20 protein-coding genes are annotated in these 20,335 nt (G+C 56.8%); 17 read left to right on the forward strand and 3 right to left on the reverse strand.

What is annotated here, in order from left to right; genetic code table 11:
- Positions 1–26 precede the first annotated feature (26 nt).
- The 13 genes from I3V23_01110 (at position 27) to I3V23_01170 (ending at position 14,482) form a co-directional block, all read left to right on the forward strand.
- On the forward strand, positions 27–1,472 hold the full coding sequence (locus I3V23_01110) for an extracellular solute-binding protein (protein QPI85644.1): 1,446 nt from the start codon (positions 27–29) through the stop codon (positions 1,470–1,472).
- A 123-nt stretch (positions 1,473–1,595) separates the two neighbouring features.
- A complete protein-coding gene (locus tag I3V23_01115; GenBank protein ID QPI85645.1) occupies positions 1,596–2,519 on the forward strand; it encodes a sugar ABC transporter permease in 924 nt (307 codons plus the stop codon).
- A gap of 18 nt (positions 2,520–2,537) precedes the next feature.
- Positions 2,538–3,395 (forward strand): carbohydrate ABC transporter permease, encoded by an 858-nt coding sequence (locus I3V23_01120; GenBank protein ID QPI85646.1) that lies wholly within the window; start codon positions 2,538–2,540, stop codon positions 3,393–3,395.
- 4 nt (positions 3,396–3,399) lie between these two features.
- Entirely contained in the window at positions 3,400–4,512 is a 1,113-nt protein-coding gene (locus tag I3V23_01125; protein ID QPI85647.1) for an ABC transporter ATP-binding protein, read from the forward strand.
- Positions 4,512–5,639, forward strand: coding sequence for an ABC transporter ATP-binding protein (locus I3V23_01130; GenBank protein QPI85648.1), 1,128 nt, complete (start codon positions 4,512–4,514; stop codon positions 5,637–5,639). Before I3V23_01125 ends, I3V23_01130 begins: the two co-directional genes overlap by 1 nt.
- Positions 5,636–7,207: a carbohydrate kinase gene (locus tag I3V23_01135; protein QPI85649.1), complete on the forward strand. Its 1,572-nt coding sequence runs from the start codon at positions 5,636–5,638 to the stop codon at positions 7,205–7,207. The genes I3V23_01130 and I3V23_01135 overlap by 4 nt, the downstream gene beginning before the upstream one ends.
- Before the next feature lie 5 nt (positions 7,208–7,212).
- Complete coding sequence (locus I3V23_01140; GenBank protein QPI85650.1) at positions 7,213–8,262, forward strand: 2-hydroxyacid dehydrogenase; 1,050 nt, start codon at positions 7,213–7,215, stop codon at positions 8,260–8,262.
- On the forward strand, positions 8,259–8,948 hold the full coding sequence (locus I3V23_01145; protein QPI85651.1) for a class II aldolase/adducin family protein: 690 nt from the start codon (positions 8,259–8,261) through the stop codon (positions 8,946–8,948). The genes I3V23_01140 and I3V23_01145 overlap by 4 nt, the downstream gene beginning before the upstream one ends.
- Entirely contained in the window at positions 8,945–10,450 is a 1,506-nt protein-coding gene (locus tag I3V23_01150; protein ID QPI85652.1) for a glycerol-3-phosphate dehydrogenase, read from the forward strand. The genes I3V23_01145 and I3V23_01150 overlap by 4 nt, the downstream gene beginning before the upstream one ends.
- Positions 10,447–11,454, forward strand: coding sequence for a class II aldolase (locus I3V23_01155; GenBank protein ID QPI85653.1), 1,008 nt, complete (start codon positions 10,447–10,449; stop codon positions 11,452–11,454). Before I3V23_01150 ends, I3V23_01155 begins: the two co-directional genes overlap by 4 nt.
- Complete coding sequence (locus I3V23_01160; protein ID QPI85654.1) at positions 11,447–12,703, forward strand: FGGY-family carbohydrate kinase; 1,257 nt, start codon at positions 11,447–11,449, stop codon at positions 12,701–12,703. The genes I3V23_01155 and I3V23_01160 overlap by 8 nt, the downstream gene beginning before the upstream one ends.
- On the forward strand, positions 12,700–13,548 hold the full coding sequence (locus I3V23_01165) for a TIGR01459 family HAD-type hydrolase (GenBank protein ID QPI85655.1): 849 nt from the start codon (positions 12,700–12,702) through the stop codon (positions 13,546–13,548). The genes I3V23_01160 and I3V23_01165 overlap by 4 nt, the downstream gene beginning before the upstream one ends.
- 1 nt (position 13,549) lies before the next feature.
- Positions 13,550–14,482, forward strand: a complete 933-nt coding sequence (locus I3V23_01170) for a TIM barrel protein (GenBank protein ID QPI85656.1) — start codon at positions 13,550–13,552, stop codon at positions 14,480–14,482.
- Positions 14,483–14,536: 54 nt separating this feature from the next.
- Here the strand turns inward: I3V23_01170 and fsa are convergent, their stop codons facing one another.
- Positions 14,537–15,190 carry a fructose-6-phosphate aldolase gene (gene fsa / locus I3V23_01175; GenBank protein QPI85657.1) on the reverse strand — a complete coding sequence of 218 codons (654 nt, stop codon included), beginning with the start codon at positions 15,188–15,190 and terminating at the stop codon, positions 14,537–14,539.
- Positions 15,191–15,418: 228 nt separating this feature from the next.
- Between fsa and I3V23_01180 the strand changes: the two genes are divergently transcribed.
- The 4 genes from I3V23_01180 to I3V23_01195 all read left to right on the forward strand — a co-directional run bounded on the left by I3V23_01180 (position 15,419) and on the right by I3V23_01195 (position 18,287).
- Positions 15,419–16,186, forward strand: a complete 768-nt coding sequence (locus tag I3V23_01180; protein ID QPI85658.1) for a DeoR/GlpR transcriptional regulator — start codon at positions 15,419–15,421, stop codon at positions 16,184–16,186.
- A gap of 1 nt (position 16,187) precedes the next feature.
- A complete protein-coding gene (locus I3V23_01185; GenBank protein QPI85659.1) occupies positions 16,188–16,958 on the forward strand; it encodes a triose-phosphate isomerase in 771 nt (256 codons plus the stop codon).
- A gap of 17 nt (positions 16,959–16,975) precedes the next feature.
- Positions 16,976–17,413, forward strand: coding sequence for an RpiB/LacA/LacB family sugar-phosphate isomerase (locus I3V23_01190; protein ID QPI85660.1), 438 nt, complete (start codon positions 16,976–16,978; stop codon positions 17,411–17,413).
- 79 nt (positions 17,414–17,492) lie between these two features.
- Complete coding sequence (locus tag I3V23_01195) at positions 17,493–18,287, forward strand: DUF2189 domain-containing protein (GenBank protein QPI85661.1); 795 nt, start codon at positions 17,493–17,495, stop codon at positions 18,285–18,287.
- 66 nt (positions 18,288–18,353) lie between these two features.
- Here I3V23_01195 and I3V23_01200 read toward each other — a convergent pair whose 3' ends face one another.
- Complete coding sequence (locus I3V23_01200; protein ID QPI85662.1) at positions 18,354–18,881, reverse strand: polymer-forming cytoskeletal protein; 528 nt, start codon at positions 18,879–18,881, stop codon at positions 18,354–18,356.
- On the reverse strand, positions 18,871–20,211 hold the full coding sequence (locus I3V23_01205) for a peptidoglycan DD-metalloendopeptidase family protein (GenBank protein ID QPI85663.1): 1,341 nt from the start codon (positions 20,209–20,211) through the stop codon (positions 18,871–18,873). Before I3V23_01205 ends, I3V23_01200 begins: the two co-directional genes overlap by 11 nt.
- Between the last annotated feature and the right edge of the window lie 124 nt (positions 20,212–20,335).

Here is a 20,335-nt window from a genome sequence, read left to right on the forward strand (position 1 = left end):
ATCGGGATATAACGGGAGGATACCCTATGTACGATAAGGAAAAGCAGCTTGCCGAGGATTTTGTTGCTAAAAAAATCGGCCGCCGCGATCTGATCAAGGGAATGTCGGCTTTGGGCGTGAGCACTGCTCTTGCATCCACTTTGGTGAATGCCGCAGCGACACGCGCATTGGCGCAAAACGGGTTCAACTGGCGTGCGCATGAAGGCACGACCATCAAATTGCTGCTCAATCAGCACCCCTATACCGATGCGATGATCGCCAATATTGAAAACTTCAAATCCCTCACTGGGATGAATGTTGAATATGATGTGTTCCCCGAAGACGTCTATTTCGACAAAGTGACCGCGGCGCTGTCCTCGGGCTCCAGCGAATATGATGCCTTCATGAGCGGCGCATATATGACTTGGACATATGGCCCTGCAGGCTGGATTGACGATCTGAACGAATACATCATGGATCCCTCCAAAACCAACCCAGATTACAACTGGGAAGATGTTTTGGAAGGCGTGCGCAAATCTTGTGCGTGGAATGGTCGCCCAGGTGGTGCATTGGGCTCTGACGATGCGATGCAGTGGTGTATCCCATTGGCCTATGAGCAGAACAACCTGACCTATAACAAGCGCGTTTTTGACGCGAACGGCCTCAGCGTTCCAACCGATCTCGACAGCCTTGTTGATACCGCTGCTGCCGCAAAGGCCGCGATGGGTGATGGCTACGGCATCGGTGTGCGTGGTTCGCGGTCTTGGGCAACGATCCACCCAGGCTTCTTGTCGGGCTATGCAAACTTTGGCCAGTCTGACCTGACTGTTGGTGGCGATGGCACCTTGTCTGCGGCAATGAACACAGATGTGTCGCGCAACTTCCACAGCAAGTGGGTGGAAATGATCCAGAATTCAGGGGCGCCTGACTGGTCAACCCATACATGGTATCAGGTCGGCACAGATGTCGGCGCAGGTAAGTCTGCGATGATGTTTGACGCGGATATCTTGGGCTACTTCATGAATGGTGGCGATAATGCCGAAGCGGGTAACCTTGCCTTCTCCGCATTCAAAGCCAACCCTGCGGCCGCTGCCCCCACACCAAATATCTGGATTTGGGCAATGGCGATGTCGTCCTTCTCGACCAAGAAAGACGCGACATGGTATTTCCTTCAGTGGGTCACCGGCCCTGAGCATCAGCTGTTCGGTGCGCAGGATATGGACCTCGTGAACCCAGCCCGCAGCAGCGTTTGGGCGGATGAAATGTTCCGCAACAAGTTGTCTGCATCCTATTCTGGCTATGTGGAAATGCATGATGTCTCGGCGCCTGGTGCATCGATCAAATTCACCGCACAGCCCTTGTTCTTCGATCTGACCACAGAATGGGCGGCGATGTTGCAGCGCATGGTGGCAGGCGAGGTGCCTGTGGATGAAGGTCTCGATATGTTGGCTGAATCGGTAAACAGCCAGCTTTCTGAGGCTGGTCTGCGCTAAGAGATCACGCAGAGGTCGGGGGTGCGCTTGCATCCCCGACCTCATCCATTTTCACAATTTATTTTCTAATTCAGTGACGCCCCATGAGGTTTGCACCTTGGGGACGCCATAAGAGGGACTGAAATGTCTGACACCAGCTTTAACGCGCCACCGCGGCGCAGGTTCAAAGTCAGCCGCAAGTTTTTGCCTTATCTGCTGAGCTTGCCCGCGCTTTTAACCTGTATCGGCATTTTGATCCCATTCTTTACGGCCGTTTGGTATTCGCTCCAGCGGTATCGTTTGTCTCAACCTTGGAACCGCGGGTTCAATTGGGGTGAGAATTACCTGAATTTCATGACCGATGATGCGTTTTGGAATACCTTGCAGGTGTCCTTGACCTATGCGTTTTTCGCAGTCACAGCGCAGCTGCTCTTGGGGCTTGGGATTGCGCTGCTTTTGCAAAAGCGCAGCATGTTCAACAATTTTGTCTCGATTATGTTGCTGATGCCGCTGATGACGGCCCCTGCATTGGCTGCCCTGATGTGGAAGCTGATGACCAATCCGGGCTTCGGGATCTTAAGCTATCTGGCAAGTTTGATCGGGCTGGAAGATTTCAGATGGGCCTCTGACCCGCAGACCGCCATGCTGACCGTGGTGATTGTCGATATCTGGGTCTACACGCCCTTTATCATGATCTTGCTTTTGGCGGGTTTGCGCTCGCTGCCGCAGCAGCCCTTCGAGGCCGCAGCCCTTGATGGTGTGCCGCGCCTCTTCGTGTTCTGGCGCATCACCCTACCGATGCTGACGCCATTCCTTTTGACCGCGACCCTGTTTCGCGTGATCGAAAGCATTCAGCAATTCGACATTATCTACGCCATGACCCAAGGCGGGCCTGGTAATACGCTGACCGTGTTTCAGGTCGAGGCTTATTTGAATTTCTTCCAATCCACCAATGTGGGGCGGTCTGCAGCGCTTTTGATGATCCTTTGGGCGATCACCTATGTGCTGTCGAACATCTTTATCAAAAACTGGTTGCGCCTGCGTGAAAAGCAGCGCGGCGAAGCCTGACGCGCGGAGGGGGCATCCATGGAAAGCACAAGTTTGATTGAACGCATCCTGCGCGGCATCGCCATCACCGCAGTGATCCTTTTCTTTATGTTTCCGATTTTCTGGATTTTCTTGATGAGTCTCCAGACAAACGAAACGATTTTGCGCGTCCCACCTTCGATGGTGTTTGAGCCGACTTTTCAGAATTACCGCGCGCTCATCACGGGGCAGCTTGAGACACAGACAGGCACATTGGAAATTCGGTTCATGGGGAACCTGTTTAACTCCTTCTTCCTGTCGACCACATCTGTTGCGATTGGTTTGTTGTTGGGCGTGCCTGCGGCCTATGCCTTTGCGCGGCTGAAATTCCGCGGCTCTGAGGACATCGCCTTTACGCTGCTCTCCTTCCGCTTCGCGCCGCCTTTGTTGGTGTTGCTGCCCTTGACCATCTATTTCCAACAATTGGGTCTGGCCAATACCTATGGCGGGTTGATCTGGGTGTATCAATTGATTGTGCTGCCGCTGATCCTATGGATCGTGCGTGGCTATTTCGAGGATATCCCCGCCGATGTCGAATATGCTTATCGCATCGCGGGGCATGATTTCTGGGCGACCTTCCGCAAAATCGCGCTGCCTTTGGCGGGCCCAGGTATCGCGGCGGCAGGTCTGTTGGCCTTTATCTTTGCGTGGAACAATTTCATTTTCGCCTTGGTTTTGGCCTCAGCTGATAAGCAGCCCGTCACGGTGGGGGCCTTGGCCTTTATCACGGCATCGGGCATTCAATATGGCCAAATCGCGGCGGGGATTGTGCTGTCAATCGCACCTACATTTGCCCTCGCGCTTTATGCGCAGCGCTATCTCGTTGAGGGTCTCAGCCTTGGCGCGGTGAAAGGATAAGAACATGAGTTTGGTTCTCAATAATATCGTCAAACGCTTCAAGACTGAGACCGTTCTCGATGATGTCAGTCTCAGCGTGGACACGGGCGAGACGCTTGTGTTGTTCGGGCCATCTGGCGCAGGGAAAACCGTTTTGTTGCGTCTGATTGCGGGGGTGATCGAACCCGATGCAGGGCAGATTTCCATTCATGGCCAAGATATGGACGGGGTCGAACCCGAAGATCGCGGGATCGGGATGGCGTTTCAAAACTTTGCGCTGTTTCCCCATATGGATGCCAGTGCCAATATCGCGGCCCCTTTGACCGCGCGGCGCATGGGGCAGGGCGCAATTTCTGACACGGTCGGAAAAGTCGCTAAGATGTTGAAGATCGACCACGTTTTGCATCACAAGCCCAAGGAATTGTCGAACGGGCAAAAGCAGCGCACGGCCTTGGCCCGCGCACTTGCGGGCGCGCCATCAATCTTGTTGCTCGATGATCCGCTGCGCAATGTGGATGCCAAGTTGCGCTTTGAGATGCGTCTGGAATTGCCGCGCTTGCTGAAAGATCAGCAGGCCACAGTGATCTATGTGACCCAAGATTATAAAGAGGCGATGGCGCTTGGCGATCGCATTGCGGTGATGAGTGGCCGCGGCATTCAACAAATTGGCACGCCGCAGGATATTTATCTCAATCCCGCAAATATTGATATTGCGCGTCTTTTTGGCGACCCTGTGATCAATCTGCTGGATGTGACCCCTGAGGCGGATGGTGCGGGTGTTGTTGTCTCGCTTTCGGGTCAGCCGCTTAGTCTGGATGCGGGCTATGCCGATGCTGTCGGGCAGGACTGTGTGATCGGCATTCGCCCCGAAAGCCTGCGTTTTGTCAGCAAAGGCACCAAGGGCGCAATTCCTGTGACCATTGAAACAGAGGCGCCGTTGAACGAGAAAACAGTGACCTTGGCGCTTACGAAGAATGGCCGTGAGATCATGATCTCGCGTCCTGCAGGTCAAATCGCACCGAGCAGTGGCGAGGCCTATATTGCCGCCGATACATCACAGATTTATTTGTTTGATCGCAAAAGCGGCACGCGCATTGCGCAATCTTCGGCACAAAACAAGAAAAAAGGAGCGGCCTGATGACAGCGCAACTCAAGCTTCAGGGCGTTGATAAATTTTACGGCCCGATTGGCAAAGGCGTTCATGCCGTGCGTGATATCAATATGGATATCGAAAAAGGCGAGATTATCGCCCTTTTGGGTTCGTCTGGCTGCGGTAAAACCTCGACCTTGCGGATGGTTGCAGGGTTTGAAGAAACCAGCCGTGGCAAAATCCTAATCGCGGGGCGTGAGGTGCAAAATCTGCCTCCTGTGCGCCGCAATGTGGCCATGGCCTTTGAGGGGTATTCGCTTTATCCCACAGTGACGGTGCGCGAGAATATTGCTTTTGCCCTAAAGGCGCAGCGTGAAAGCGATGCGCAGGTGGATGCCAAGGTCAATGAAGTGGCCGAGATGTTGGAAATCACATCCATCCTCGACAAATTTCCCGCGTCCATTTCTGGCGGCCAGCAGCAGCGCGCCTCTTTGGCACGCGCCTTGGTGCGCGATGCTGATCTCTATCTTTTGGATGAACCCATGGGCCAGCTTGAGCCGCAATTGCGCACGCTTTTGCGCGGGCGGATCAAATATTACATCAAGGAGCGTGGTCTAACCGCGATCCTTGTGACCCATGACCAGACCGAGGCCAATGCCATGGCAGATCGCATCGCGGTGATGGAAGGGGGCGTTTTGCAGCAATTCGCAAGCCCCGATGAAATCAAACTGGCCCCTGCCAATCTGTTCACGGGCACATTCGTGGGCGAGCCGCCAATGAATGTGTTTCCCGCCCGTGCGTCCGAAGTGTCAGGCGATATTCAATTCCGCCTCGATGCAGGGGTGGAGCTGACCTATAACGCCGATCAATTCGCGCCTGATCTGCGCGCGGCGCTGTTGTCGCGCGGTGATGTGGTCATCGGGGTGCGCCCCTATGCCGTGCGCCGCGCCAAGGGCAAGAGTGGGGCTGCCGCGCAGGTTGTGGCCAATCAATGGTTGGGGGATCAAACCCATATCGCCGCGGCCTTTGCAGGAAGCACGGTGGTCTTGGTCGAACATGATCGCGCCGATATTTCGATGGGTGACACCATTAGCGTTGAACTGAAGCCCGAAGATTTGCATTTCTTCGACCCTGCAAGCGGGGCCGCAATCAGCCACGGGACGCAAATGGCATGAGCGCATCAGGGGCAGACATTCTGATTGGAATTGATGCAGGCACATCGGTGATCAAATCGGTGGCCTTTAGCCTTGGCGGACAGCAGATCGCCATGGCATCGGTTCCGAATGTCTACCACTCTGACGCAAGCGGGGCGGCGAGCCAGTCCTTGGCGGATACATGGGCGGGCTGTGCGCAAACGCTGCGGGATTTGGGCGAAAAAATCGAAAACCTAGGGGCGCGGGTTGCTGCGATTGCCGTCACGGGACAGGGGGACGGCACATGGTTGGTGGGGGCAGGGGGCAAGCCAGTCACTGATGCTTGGCTTTGGCTCGATGCGCGGGCTGCGAAAACCGTGGATCGCCTGCGCGCCAGCGCCGCGGACATATCGCGGTTTGCCAAAACGGGGACGGGTCTCAACACCTGTCAGATGGGCACGCAAATGGCCCATATGGATCAGCACCATCCTGAGTGGTTGGATGCTGCCGAAGTCTCGCTGCATTGTAAGGACTGGCTTTATCTTCAGCTGACAGGCATACGCGCCAGTGATCCGTCCGAGACAAGCTTTACCTTCGGCAGCTATAAATCGCGCGGCTATGAGGCGGATGTGATTGCGGCTTTGGGATTGACCCATCGCGCGCATCTTTTGCCCCCCGTGGTCGATGGGGTGCGGCAGACGCATCCTTTAAGTGCCGATGCCGCAAGCCAAACGGGCCTGCGCGCGGGAACGCCCGTTTCCCTTGGCTATGTCGATGTGGTTTGCACCGCTTTGGGGGCGGGGATTTACACGCCAAACGCCCCATCGGGTTGCACCATCCTTGGCTCAACAGGCATGCATATGCGCGCCACGGCAGAGGCGGATGTTGTCCTGAATGAGGGGCGCACAGGCTATGTCATGGTTTTGCCCGTTTCGGGAATGGTTGCGCAAATCCAATCGAATATGGCCGCGACATTGAATATTGATTGGGCGCTGAAATTGGGCGCGAAACTGATGGCTGAGTTTGGCCATGAGGTGAGCCACAAAGAGATGGTGGCCCGTATCGATGATTGGCTATCGGCCACCCGTGCGGGCCAGATTCTGTATCATCCTTATATTTCCGAAGCAGGTGAGCGCGGCCCCTTTGTTGATGCGCGCGCGCGCGCAGCCTTTACGGGGTTGGCCAGCAATCACAGCTTTGCCGATCTCATCCGCGCGGTGATAGAGGGTTTGGGATATTCGGCGCGCGATTGCTATAGCACCATGGGGGCTGTGCCCGATGAGGTTCGCCTCACGGGGGGGGCGGCGCGCTCGGGTGCGCTGCGCAAAATTATGGCCGCCGCGATTGGCACCAAGCTGCGCAGTTCGACCCGCGAAGAGGCGGGTGCGGCAGGGGCCGCGATGATGGCCGCCTGCGCCATTGGTGTCTATCCTGATATGGATGCCTGTCTGCGCGATTGGGTAGAACCTGCGCTTGGCCCGATTGAGGCCCCAGATGCCGCCCTCACAGCGCGCTATTCGGCACTGTTCCCGTCCTATCGTGCGCTGCGTGAAGCCGCGCCTGTGGCGTGGGCGGCCCTCTCTGAAACTCAATCGCAACAAGGAGAATAATAAAAATGACAACCAAAATTGCGATTATCGGTGACCTGTTCATGTTGCCTTCAGCCTTTGAGGATGCCGTGACATTGGCCTGCGCAGGCAAGGATCTAGAGATCCGCACTCGCCAAGATGCATGGCCCGATGAGCCGATGGAACATGGCTATGCGGTGGCGGGCATGGATGGCCTGAAAGAATATTTTGGCACGGCTGACGATGTGGTTGAATTTGTTGGGGATGCAGAGATTTTGATCACGCAATTAGCGCCCATGTCGCGCGGCATGTTCGAGCGCCTTCCCCATCTCAAGATGATTGCCGTCTCGCGCGGTGGCCCTGTGAATATTGATATGAAGGCGGCCAAGGATCACGGCGTCTTGGTTGTGAACACGCCTGGCCGTAATTCTTCGGCGGTGGCGGAATTCACGCTTGGGGCGATCCTGTCGGAAACCCGCCGCATTCGTGCAGGGCATGAGGCGCTGCGCGCAGGCACTTGGCGCGGGGATCTCTACCGTGCCGATGTGACGGGGCGCGAATTGTCAGAGATGACTGTGGGTGTCATCGGCTATGGGGCGATTGGCACCAAGGTCGTGCGCCTGTTGCGCGCCTTTGGAACCCGCGTTTTGGTGTGCGACCCCTATGTGCAACTCAGCCCCGAGGATGCGCGCGATGAGGGGGTCAGCCATGTCGATTTCGACACGCTTTTGGCGCAGTCGGATGTGGTCACCTTGCACAGCCGCGTCACTGATGAAACGCGGGGGATGATGAACAAGCATGCCTTCACCAAAATGAAGCCTGACGCGATTTTCGTGAACACGGCGCGCGGGCCGATGTGTGATTATGACGACCTTTACGCCGCCCTCACCACGGGCGAGATTGCAGGCGCGATGTTAGAGACCTTTGCGGTTGAACCTGTGCCAGTGGATTGGCCGCTGCTGCAATTGCCCAATGTTACAATCACCCCCCATATTGCGGGCGCGTCTGTGCGCACCGTCACCTATGCCGCCGAACAAGCCGCAGAAGAGGTGCGCCGCTATTTGGCGGGCGAGCCAGCACGGAACCCTTGCGCATGAGTGGCCCTGCATCAGAAAAGCAGCTTCGCGCTGATATTGTCGCCGCTTGTCACAAGCTAGAGGCGATGGGACTAAACCGTGGCGCTTCGGGAAACATTTCGGTGCGCTATGGTGATGCGATGCTGATCACACCTTCGGCCATTCCCTATGATGCGCTGATACCCGATATGATTGCGGTCATGGATTTGGCGGATGAAACAGGCGCATGGCAAGGGCCAAAGGCCCCTTCGTCCGAATGGCGCTTTCACCGCGATATTTTGCGCGCGCGCCCCGATATGGGGGCGGTCGTGCATACCCACGCGCCCTATTGCACGATTTTGGCTGATGCGCGCCGCCCGATCCCTGCCATTCACTATATGATCGCGGCCTTCGGCACTGTGGAAATTCCCGTGGCGGGCTATGCGCGCTATGGCACACAGAAGCTATCTCAACAGATCATCAAGGCGCTTGGCCCAGTGCAGGGCGGCAGCAAGGGCTGCCTTATGGCCAATCACGGCATGATCGTTGGAGGGGCTGACCTGACGCGGGCCTTATGGTTGGCGGGGGAATTAGAAAGCCTTGCGCATCAATATTATCACCTTCTCGCCATTGGCGGGGGGCATGTCTTGAGTGCGGCAGAGATTGAAGACACTGCGCGCGGCTTTGAAAGCTATGGCGTGCAGTCGAAAGGGGACGGTGCATCATGACGCAAACGGTTGATCTGTTTGTCATTGGCGGCGGCATCAACGGCGCAGGCATTGCGCGCGATGCGGCAGGGCGTGGCCTGTCTGTGGTCTTGGCGGAAAAAGATGATCTGGCGCAAGGCACGTCCTCACGTTCTGGCAAGCTTGTTCATGGTGGTTTGCGCTATTTGGAATATTACGAATTCCGCCTTGTGCGCGAGGCATTGATTGAACGCGAAGTTTTGTTGAACTCAGCCGCCCATATCATTTGGCCGATGCGGTTTGTCTTGCCGCATTCGCGCGATGATCGGCCTGCATGGTTGGTGCGGTTGGGTCTGTTTCTTTATGACCATTTGGGTGGGCGCAAGAAATTGCCGCCCACGCGGGTTTTGAACCTTGCCACGGCCCCCGAAGGGCGGGCGCTGAAAGACAGCTATAAAAAAGGCTTTGAATACTCTGATTGCTGGGTCGATGATGCGCGGCTTGTGGTCTTGAATGCCCTTGATGCCGCCGAACATGGGGCCAAGGTTCTCACCCGCAGCGCCTGCACCTCAGCGCGGCGCGTGGATGGGATGTGGCAGATTGAGGTGCAAGATGGGCGCACAGGCGAAAAACGTCAGTTTCGCGCCCGCGCCTTGGTGAATGCAGGCGGGCCGTGGGTGAATGACATCATTGGCCGCGTTGCAGGCAGCAACAGCCGCCGCGCGGTGCGCTTGGTCAAAGGCAGCCATATCATCACCCCAAAATTTTGGGAGGGGTCACAAGCCTATCTGGTGCAAAACCACGACAAACGCGTGATTTTCATCAACCCCTATGAGGGGGATAAGGCGCTGATTGGCACAACGGACATTCCCTATGAGGGTGCGCCTGAACGGGTCGAGGCGGATGAAGATGAAATCACCTATTTGCTCGCTGCAGTGAACCGCTATTTCAAGCGCGCGTTGACCCGTGAGGATGTGATTGAACATTTTTCAGGTGTGCGGCCCCTCTATGATGATGGCAATGGCAACCCTTCTGCGGTGACGCGGGATTATGTGTTTGATCTTGATAAAACCGCCCAAGTTCCGATGCTGAACGTGTTTGGTGGCAAGATCACCACTTTCCGCAAATTATCTGAACATGCGATGCATAATCTGCGCGAGATTTTCCCGCATATGGGCGGCGATTGGACGGCGACAGCGCCGCTGCCTGGGGGGGATATGGCTCGCGCCGATTTTGAGGGCTTTTTGCAAGAGGTCAGCGCGGCTTATCCGTTTTTGCCATTTGAATTGTGCCACCATTGGGCGCGGCTTTACGGCACGCGGATGCATCGCTTTTTGCATGGAACCAACAGCCTCGCCGATCTGGGGCGGAAATTCGGCCCGCGCCTCTATGAGGTTGAGGTGAAATATTTGCGCGACCATGAATGGGCGCTGAGTGCCGAGGATGTGCTGAAGCGGCGCACCAAAGAGCATCTCAATATGACCGATACACAAATGACCGATTTGCAGGCATGGTTTGATGATATGTTGGAGAAATCCGCATGAGCGCGCCTGCGCGCCCCGCTGATCTGGCGGCTTTGGCGGAATATTCTGCCAAAATCGGGGCCGATCCTTTGCTGATACAGGCTGCGGGTGGCAATAGTTCTGTCAAATCAGGCGATGTCATGTGGATCAAGGCCTCGGGCACGGTTTTGGCGGACGCGATGCGGCGCGATATTTTCGTGCCCTGTGATCTACCCAAGATGCGGGCCGCCCTTGCCGCGCAAAGCGCGATTGCCGATCAACCGCAGGAGTTTTTGTTGCAAGAGGGGGGGCTGCGGCCTTCGATTGAAACCTCGCTTCATGCGGTGTTTCCGCAGCCTGTGGTTGTGCATGTGCATTGCGTGCATACGCTGTGCATGGCGATCCAAGCCGACCCTTTGGCGGCTATTGGCACAGCGCTTGACCATTTTTCTTGGGGCTATGTGCCCTATGCAAAGCCTGGCGCGAATTTGGCCGCGCAGGTTGCGGGGCTTGTGGGCAGTGGCGAGGTCGATGTGATTGTCTTGGGCAATCACGGCTTGATCGTGGCCGCAGAAACTGTGGGCGAGGTTGCCTCGCTGTTGGCGGCTGTGCATGAGGCGTTGCGCCCGAAACAGGCCCCGTTGACGGGGCCCACGGAGATGCCTGATCTGCCCAAAGGGTGGCAGCCCGCACCAGACAGTTTGATCCGCCTTGGCAAATCGGCGGAGTTAACGGCAATGGCCAGTGCAGGCAGCCTTTATCCTGACCATGTGATTTTTTGCGGTGTTGCAATTCGTGCGGTTCCCTCTGTCGCGGATTTGCCAGACCCAACTGACCCCGACACGCCCCCCGCGATTTTGATCCAAGGGCAGGGCGCGGCCCTTCGGGCTGATGCAAGCGCAGGCGCGCGCGCCTTGGCGCAATGTTTGGGCGATGTTCTGGGCCGCACCGCCCCTGATGCCCGCCTGCATTATTTGAGTGCGGCGCAGAATATGGAACTATTGGATTGGGATGCCGAAAAATATCGGCAAGCGTTGAATGCCTGATCTTTACCTTGGCCTTGATATCGGCACATCGGGCGCGCGGGCGCTTGTGATGTCCGATAGAGGCACGGTTGTGGCCAGTGCAAAATCCGCCATGTCGGATCATGGGGCCAATCATCGTGACCCGATGGTGTGGTGGGCTGCGGCGCAAACGGCCTTGCAGCGGGCCTTGGCGGACTGCCCTGTGAAAAATATCCGCGCTGTGGCTGTGGATGGCACATCTGGCACAATGCTGGCCTGTGACCGCGCGCTGACGCCTCTGGGGGATGGGGTCATGTATAATGACCCTAGTAGCGATCAAGGTTTGATCGCGCGTATTGCGGCCGCTTCGCCCCCCCAAACCGCGGCGCGGGGCGCAACCAGTGCCTTGGCCCGCGCCGTTGCCTTGTATCATGCGCATCAGGGTGTGACGGGTTTGCACATCCTGCATCAGGCCGATTGGATCGCGGCAAAGCTGACGGGCATTGTCGCCAGTGACGCAAATAACGCCCTGAAAACGGGCTATGATCCTGTGGCGGGCAGTTGGCCTGATTGGGTGGCAGGGTTTTTGCCCCTCGATCTTTTGCCCAACATCCATGATGCAGGCACAGATTTGGGGGCCATTGGCGCGAATGATTTCGGTCTTTCGCCCGACACCCGACTGGTTGCAGGCACGACAGATGGCTGCGCCTCTTATTTGGCAACGGGGGCCGATCAAGCGGGGGATGGGGTCAGTGTTCTTGGCACGACCCTGACCCTTAAAATCCTGTCAGATCAGCCCATTTTTGCGCCTGAATTCGGGATATATAGCCATAAGGTTTTGGGTCTTTGGCTGGCTGGGGGGGCATCGAACACGGGCGGGGCGGTGATTTTGCAAGAATTCCCCGACCAAGATATTGCACAGCTCTCGCAGCAGATTGACCCTGCCGCACCAACAGGTCTGGACTATTACCCCCTGACCCAAAAGGGCGAGCGGTTCCCAATCAATGATCCAGAGCTGCCCCCACGCCTTGGCCCGCGCCCCGCGCAGGATTGGCGGCACCTTCAGGCGATATTCGAAGGGATTGCGGCGATTGAATGCCGTGCCTATCGCCGCTTGGCCGAATTGGGTGCGCCTGCCTTAAGCACCATTCGATCTTTGGGGGGCGGGGCGCAGGATCGGGCCTTTACGGCCATCCGCCTGAATAGATTGGGGGTTCAGCCCCGCAAGCCCCTCTCGGGCGAAGCTGCGATGGGCGCGGCGATTTTAGCGCAAAAGGGGATGCGCGGATGAGGGCCACGCTCACCACATTGCGCGATCTGGCCGATCAATATGATGCCTTTTTGATTGATCAATTTGGCGTTCTTTTGGATGGCGCTGGCGCTTATGAAAATGCCCCTCGGACCCTGTCGGAATTGGCCAAAACGGGCAAGCCCATTGTGATTTTGTCCAATTCTGGCAAACGCGCGGCCCCCAATGAGGCGCGCCTGACGCGTTTGGGCTTCGCGCGGGGGGATTATCAAACCGTGCTCTCCTCGGGCGAGGCGGCCTATCGCCTACTGTCAGAGATGGGCGATGATCGGCGGGGTGGGGCCACGCCCGTGTGGTTGCATGCCCGTGACGGCGATCAAAGCGCGATTGAGGGGCTCAATCTGCGCTCTGTCGCTTCCGCCTCTGAGGCTGATCTCTTGATCCTTGCGGGCAGCCAAGGGGATCAGCGGGCCCTTGAGTGGTATCGTGCCGAACTTACACCTGCGGCGCAGCGCGCTGTGCCCTGTTATTGCACCAATCCCGACCTCGAAATGTTGACCCCGCAAGGCAAGGCCTTTGGGGCTGGGCGGATTGCGGCGCTATACGAAGAATTGGGCGGACGCGTCACCTATATCGGCAAACCCTATCCTCAGATTTACCAAATCGCGGGGCAAATTTTGGGCCAGATCGCGCCGCGTGGGGTCTTGTGTATCGGCGACAGCCCCGCGCATGATGTTTTGGGTGGGGCGGGCGCAGGGTTTTCAACCGCGCTTGTCCGCGATACGGGGCTTCATGCGGGGGCCGATTTTGCCCATCTGCAAGAGATTTGTGAGGGTCTGGGCGCGCGGCTTGACCATGTGATACCCGCCTTCGACTGGGAGAGTTGAGATGCCACTGACCTTGTCATTGAACACCAATCCTTTGGTCAATCGCTTTGCCGAAATGGATGATCTGATCTTCACAGTCGCGCGCGATATCAAAATCCGCGACCTGCAATTGACGCATGAATTCATCAACCCTGCATGGCCTGCCCATGTGACCGCGCGGCTTACGCGCCAGATGCGGCGGGCTTTGCAGCAAACGGGTGTTCGGGTGACCTCGGGCATGACGGGGCCTTATGGGCGGCTCAACCATTTCGGCCATCCCGATGCGGATGTGCGGCGATACTATCTTGATTGGTTCAAACATTTTGCCGCGATCACTGCCGATTTGGGCGGGCGGGCCTTGGGCACGCAATTTGCCATTTTCACCTATCGCGATTTTGATGACCCTGCACGCCGCGCCGCGTTGATTGAGATTGCGCTCGACCATTGGGCGGAATTGGCTGAATATGCCAAGCCCCTTGGGATTGAGCATATTTTTTGGGAACCGATGAGCGTGGGTCGCGAATTTGGCGACACGATCGAGAACGCGATGGCGCTGCAAGATCAGATTGCCGCGCGCAAGATGGCCGTGCCTATGTTCATGATGGCAGATATTGATCACGGGGATGTCACATCGCCAAATCCCGATGATTTTGACCCTTATTCTTGGGCGCGTGCCGTGCCGCCTGTCTCGCCCATCATCCATATCAAGCAATCCTTGATGGATAAGGGGGGGCATCGTCCCTTTACCGCCAAACATAATGCGGTCGGGCGGATACAGCCCGCACCGCTTTTGGCGGCTTTTGCAGAAGGCGGGGCGGTGGATAACGAGATTTGCCTTGAGTTAAGTTTCAAAGAGCGTGAACCAGATGATCGGGCCGTGGTGGCCGATATCGCTGAAAGCGTGGCTTTCTGGGCGCCCCATATCGACACAGGCGCGTCTGATCTGCGGGTATGAAAAAAGCGGCGGGCCTATGGCGCCGCCGCTTTTCAAAATCGGTATGAACCTGCCTTAAAGAATGGTTTGGCCCGTTGCAGCCCAATCTTTTGTGAATTGCTCAAGGCCCTTATCGGTCAAGACGTGCTTGGCCAGACCCTTGATCACTGCGGGTGGAATGGTCGCCACATCTGCACCAACCATCGCGGCATCTTTCACATGGTTTGCCGTCCGAATGGACGCCGCCAGAATTTCAGTCTCAAATCCATAATTGTCGTAAATCTCGCGGATTTCTGCGATCAATTCCATGCCATCAAGGTTGAGGTCATCCAAGCGCCCGATGAAGGGGCTGATATAGGTTGCACCTGCCTTGGCCGCCAAAAGCGCCTGATTGGCCGAGAAGCACAAGGTCACATTGGTCTTAATGCCCTTATTGGTGAAATGGCGGCAGGCCTTTAGGCCATCCAAGGTCAAAGGCAGCTTGATCACGACATTATCGGCGATTTTTGCCAAATGCTCGCCCTCGGCCACCATGCCCGCAAAATCGGTTGCGGCGACTTCGGCGGATACGGGCCCATCGACCAGCGCGCAAATTTCAGCGATGACCTCTTTGAAATCGCGGCCTGATTTTGCGATCAGCGAGGGGTTCGTGGTGACCCCGTCCAACAGACCATAATCGTGCAATTCACGGATTTCATCGACCACGGCAGTATCGACAAAGAATTTCATGGATGGCTCTCCTTGATGCTTATTCGCGCGGGGCAGGCGAGGCCTGATGCGCATGGGTTGCTTGGCGCTTCGATAACCTTGCGCGACAAATTCTGCAAATCGCAATTTGCGCAAGGCCGCTTGTAAACCACCACATCAAACATCACAATTAAAAATCACAAAATCACATTTTTATATTGATTTAACTGCGCCCCCTGATAGCGTGCAGGCGTATCTAAAGGGGATCACATGAAACTTGAGACGCGGCGCGAGCAGATATTGGCATGGCTGGCCGAAGCGGGATTCGTAGGGCTGGATGATCTGGCTGCGCGGTTTGCCGTGTCAAAGATGACGATCCACCGCGATTTAGATGATCTTGAGGCAGCGGGGCTTTTGCGCAAGTTGCGTGGTGGGGCCTCGATAGAGGCGAGCGCGCAGTTTGAGGCAGATTATCGCTATCGCGCCCTGCGCCATGTCGAGGCCAAGCGCCAAATCGCCCGCGCTGCGGCTGATCGGGTCGAGACGGGCATGCGTGTGATGCTGAATGATGGCAGCACCGCCGCGCTTTTGGCCGAAGAGATTGCCCTGCGCGGTCTTGGCGTGACCATTATCACCAATAACCATGCCGCCATCCATGTGCTGCAAGAGGCTGCAAGCGTGACCCTCATCACCCTTGGTGGCCGCTATAGTCGCAAATTTCACTGTGCCACGGGGCCCATGGTGCAAGCCGAAATTGCAATGATGCGGGCTGATCTGGCCTTTATCTCAAGCCCCGCAATTGATGCGCGGGCCTGCTATCACATGGATGAGGGCGTGCGCGCGATAAAGGCTGCGATGATTGCGGCCGCCGCGCGCCCCATTTTGATGGCAGAAGGTGCGAAATTTGGGCGCGATGCGTTGTATCACCTTGCCGATCTAGACGCGTTTTCAGCACTCGTGACTTATGATTTGCCACAGGCCCATAGGGCTGTTTGGGCAGACCTAAACCTGCCTTTCATTGATGCAAAGGAAATATGAAATGTCCGAATTTTGGGTTGGCACCAGTTGGAAGATGAACAAAACCCGCGCCGAGGCACGGGCGTTTGTTGCAGGTCTGAAGGGGGCGCAGACCCCCGCCGACCCGCGCATTCAGCCTTTTGTGATCCCGCCTTTCACAGCCTTGGCTGAGGTTGCGGCTGACCTCGCGGATAGCTCGGTGATGGTGGGGGCGCAGAATATGCACTGGGCCGATCAAGGTGCATGGACGGGGGAAATTTCCCCCGTGATGCTGCGCGACTGCGGCGCGCAGATTGTCGAATTGGGCCATTCTGAGCGGCGCGCCAATTTTGGTGAGACGGATGAGACAGTCGGGCTAAAGGTTGCAGCTGCGCTGCGCCACGGCCTTGTGCCCCTTATTTGCATCGGCGAGACTTGGGCCGAGCGCGAAGCAGGGCGCGCCACCGAAGTTTTGTGCGCTCAAACCGAGGCTGCCTTGGCGCAGATTGCCTCGACTGATCGCGCCCGTGCCATTCTATTTGCCTATGAACCCGTGTGGGCGATTGGCGAGGGGGGCGTGCCTGCCACCGCTGACTATGCTGATGCGCGCCATGCCGAGATCATCGCGGTCACGAAGGCGGTGATGGGGCGCGCTTTGCCCTGTCTTTATGGCGGGTCGGTTAATCCTGAGAATTGCGCAGAATTGATCACCTGTCCGCATATTGACGGGCTGTTTATTGGCCGCTCCGCATGGAACGTGGCGGGCTATCTTGATATTTTGGCGCGGGTGTCGCGCGCTATTCAATCCCTATGATCGCAGGAGGAATGATCATGAAATTGGCAATCGCAGGTGACAGTGCAGGTGACGGTTTGGCGCGGGTTTTGGCAGATCACCTCAAAGCCAGCCATGAGGTGACGCTGATTGATATGGATGCAGCAGGCGCAGAGTTTTACGCCAACCTGTCTGAATTTGTGGCCAATCGGGTTTTGACGGGCGAGTTTGACCGCGCGATTCTGGTCTGCGGCACGGGGATTGGCGTGGCCATGTCCGCGAACAAGGTGCGCGGCATTCGCGCCGCACAGACCCATGACACCTATTCAGCCGAGCGTGCCGCGTTGTCGAATAATGCGCAGATCATCACGATGGGCGCGCGGGTGATCGGGGCAGAATTGGCGAAATCTATTGCCGAGGCCTATTTGGCGCAAAGTTTTGACCCCAATGGCCGCAGCGCCAGCAATGTTGCCGCGATTGATGCGCTAGACGGATAGCGCGGTCTGCCAAATTTCCCTTGGCGGCGCGTGGATCGGGGGCTTAACCTATTCCTGACGGAAGAAGGGAGGGCGCAATATGAACGACCGCGTGCAGCTCGAGGGGCCATCGCCCCTGCCGCCATTGGCCAAGATGGGATTGGGCGATATTTGGGCGGCATTGGGCGCAGGGTGGCGCGATTTTCGCCAAAAGCCGATGATGGGCCTGTTCTTTGCCCATATCTATGTGGTGGGGGGCTGGTTGATCTATGGCAGCCTTTCGATCCTGGATATGGGGTGGTTGGCTATTCCGATTACGGTTGGCTTTCCCCTCATAGGGCCTTTCTTGGCGGTCGGGCTTTATGAGGTTTCCCGCCGTCTTGAAGCGGGGGATCGGGACTTTCGCCGCAATGATATCTTCAGCGTGATCTGGCGGCAAAGATTGCGCCAATTGCCGTCTATGGCATGGGTGATCATCGTTTATTTTCTATTTTGGTCTTTCTTTGCGCATATGTTGTTCGCCCTGTTTATGGGGCCATCTGCGCTGATGAATGTGACCTCAAGCTATGCCTATCTGCTTCAGCCCGAAGGGTTGATTATGCTGTTGGTGGGCTCAGGCTTTGGTGCGGTTTTTGCTTTGGTGTTATTTTGCCTCACGGTGATTTCGCTGCCCCTTTTGTTGGATAAGGAAGTGGATTTTGTCACCGCCATGCTCAAAAGCATTGCGGTGGTCAAAGCCAACCCGAAGGTGATGCTGATCTGGGGGGCGCTGATTGCAAGCCTAACCTTTTTGGCGATGCTGCCTGCGCTGTTGGGGTTGTTTTTGGTCTTGCCCGTTTTGGGTCATGCCTCATGGCATATTTATCGCCGCGCCTTTGTGCATGAGGCAATATGATGACAAAGAAAAACCCCCGCGCGCGGATGCGGGCGGGGGTGCATTGTAAATAAATCGCTTCTGCGCTTATTTCTTTTCGGGCTCTGCGGCGGCTGCGGCAGGTTTTGCGGCTGGGGCAGGGGCCGATTTCGCACCGCTAGACAGCGGGTCTTCTTGACGCTGAACCGTGCCTTCAAAATGCGCACCAGATTCAATCGCGATGGTCTTATGAATGATATCGCCCTCAACTCGCGCGCTTGAGGTGAGGCGCACTTTCAAGCCACGAACGCGGCCTTTGACATAGCCGTTCACGACCACATCATCGGCAAGAACCTCGCCATCAATGCGTGCGCTTTCACCAACAGTCAGCGAATGTGCGCGGATGTCACCCTTGACGGTGCCTTCGATTTGAATGTCGCCCGAGGTTTTCAGATTGCCCGTAATCACCAAATCTGAGCTCAGCAAAGACGCAGGCGGCTTTGGCTTGGCGGGGGCAGCAGATGTGCTGGAGGCCACCGGTGCCGAAGGCGCGCTTGGCGCTGGCGCGGCAGGGGCCGCGCTTGGCGTTGTTGTTTCTTTTGGTCCAGGTTCGTTGATTTTTGATTTAGAAAACATTTCGTCCTGCCGTGATAAAGGTCATCGGGTTGGTTGGGTTGCCATTCTGGCGCACTTCGTAATGCAAATGGGACCCGGTCGAGCGTCCAGTATTTCCCATATCACCAATTCTGTCGCCGCGCGACACTCTTTCGCCCCGTGTCACGCGAATACGCGATAAATGTGCGTAGCGTGTTGTATATCCCATAGCGTGGCGAATTTCTATCATATTGCCATAGGCGCCGCGGCGGCCCGCGAAAACCACAGTGCCATCTGCGGCGGCAACAATTGGGGTTCCAACGGGGCCCGCAAAATCTTGGCCCTCATGCATCCGCCGCCCCCCTTGGATCGGATCATTGCGATAGCCATAGCCCGAGGTGCGCCGCGCAGCGCCCTGCACAGGGTAGCTGAAGGGCAGGCTCTCTGCGGCAATACGATAGAGGTTCACCGCATCGAGATCTTCCAACACCTCATTGGCGCGCAGCGAAACAGGGTCGGGTTGGCCGTTGGAGGTGGAAAAGGTAATTGGCGTCAAAGGCCCGCCTTGGCCTGAATAGCCACGGCGCACCGTCTCAAGAATGCTGTCGGTGGGCAGGCCTGCCGCACGGAACATCGCATCAAGTGGCTCAAGCGACATCGCGACCGCGTCTTCAATTTGAGTAAAGATGCGTTCATTGCGCTCGGCGGAAAGGGCAGCTTGGAATTCCAAGTCTTGAATCTGCGCGCGCGCCTCGGCGATCAAATCATGTGTTTTATCGCGCCCTTCGGCTGTTTCTTGCAGCGCCTCGGTCAATAGCGCCAAAACCTGCTCTAGATCCCGTTGACGGCTTGCGGCGGATTGCAGGCTGCCATTCTCATCGGTCATCTCGGCGGTCAATTGTGCCACCTCTTCAAGCGCGTCATCGCGTTCACTGATGGTGCGGCGCAAGGTGCTTTGGATCACGTTGACCGCGGTTTCCAACTCGCGGCGGCGTTCTTCTGATGCCAGAAGCTGCGATTGCATGGCAGAGACTTGGGCCATCGCAACGCCAAATCGTTCACGGGCGGCTTGTGCCTCAAGGGCGCGGCTGTCGCGTTCACTGGACATTGCATTGAGGCGGTCTTGATAGGCCTGCGAGGCGCGCGCGACCTGATCGCGATTAGAGCCTGCATTGATGGCATCGATGAAAAACACCGCTGAAACAATCGCCGTCCATGTGACCAGAAGCCCTGTCGTGGCAATGATTGCGGCCTGCGTCAGGGGCCTCAGGCGCACAAAGCGCGTGCTTGTATCGGATTTCAGAAACAGCCGTTTTTCAGGCAAATGCCGATCCAATGCGTGGTTTGCGCGCTCAATCAATCGCGATTTCAATGCCAAGTCCCCTGTTTTGTCGTTCGGGCGCTTTGCTCTGCGCCTCTCGTCACCACCCCATCACAGCGTCCCCAAACCAATTGGGGGGCGCGAGGAGTGGATAGGACATTGAGCGGGGCGGCTC

The organism is Rhodobacterales bacterium HKCCA1288 (assembly GCA_015693905.1).
Lineage (GTDB): Bacteria > Pseudomonadota > Alphaproteobacteria > Rhodobacterales > Rhodobacteraceae > M30B80.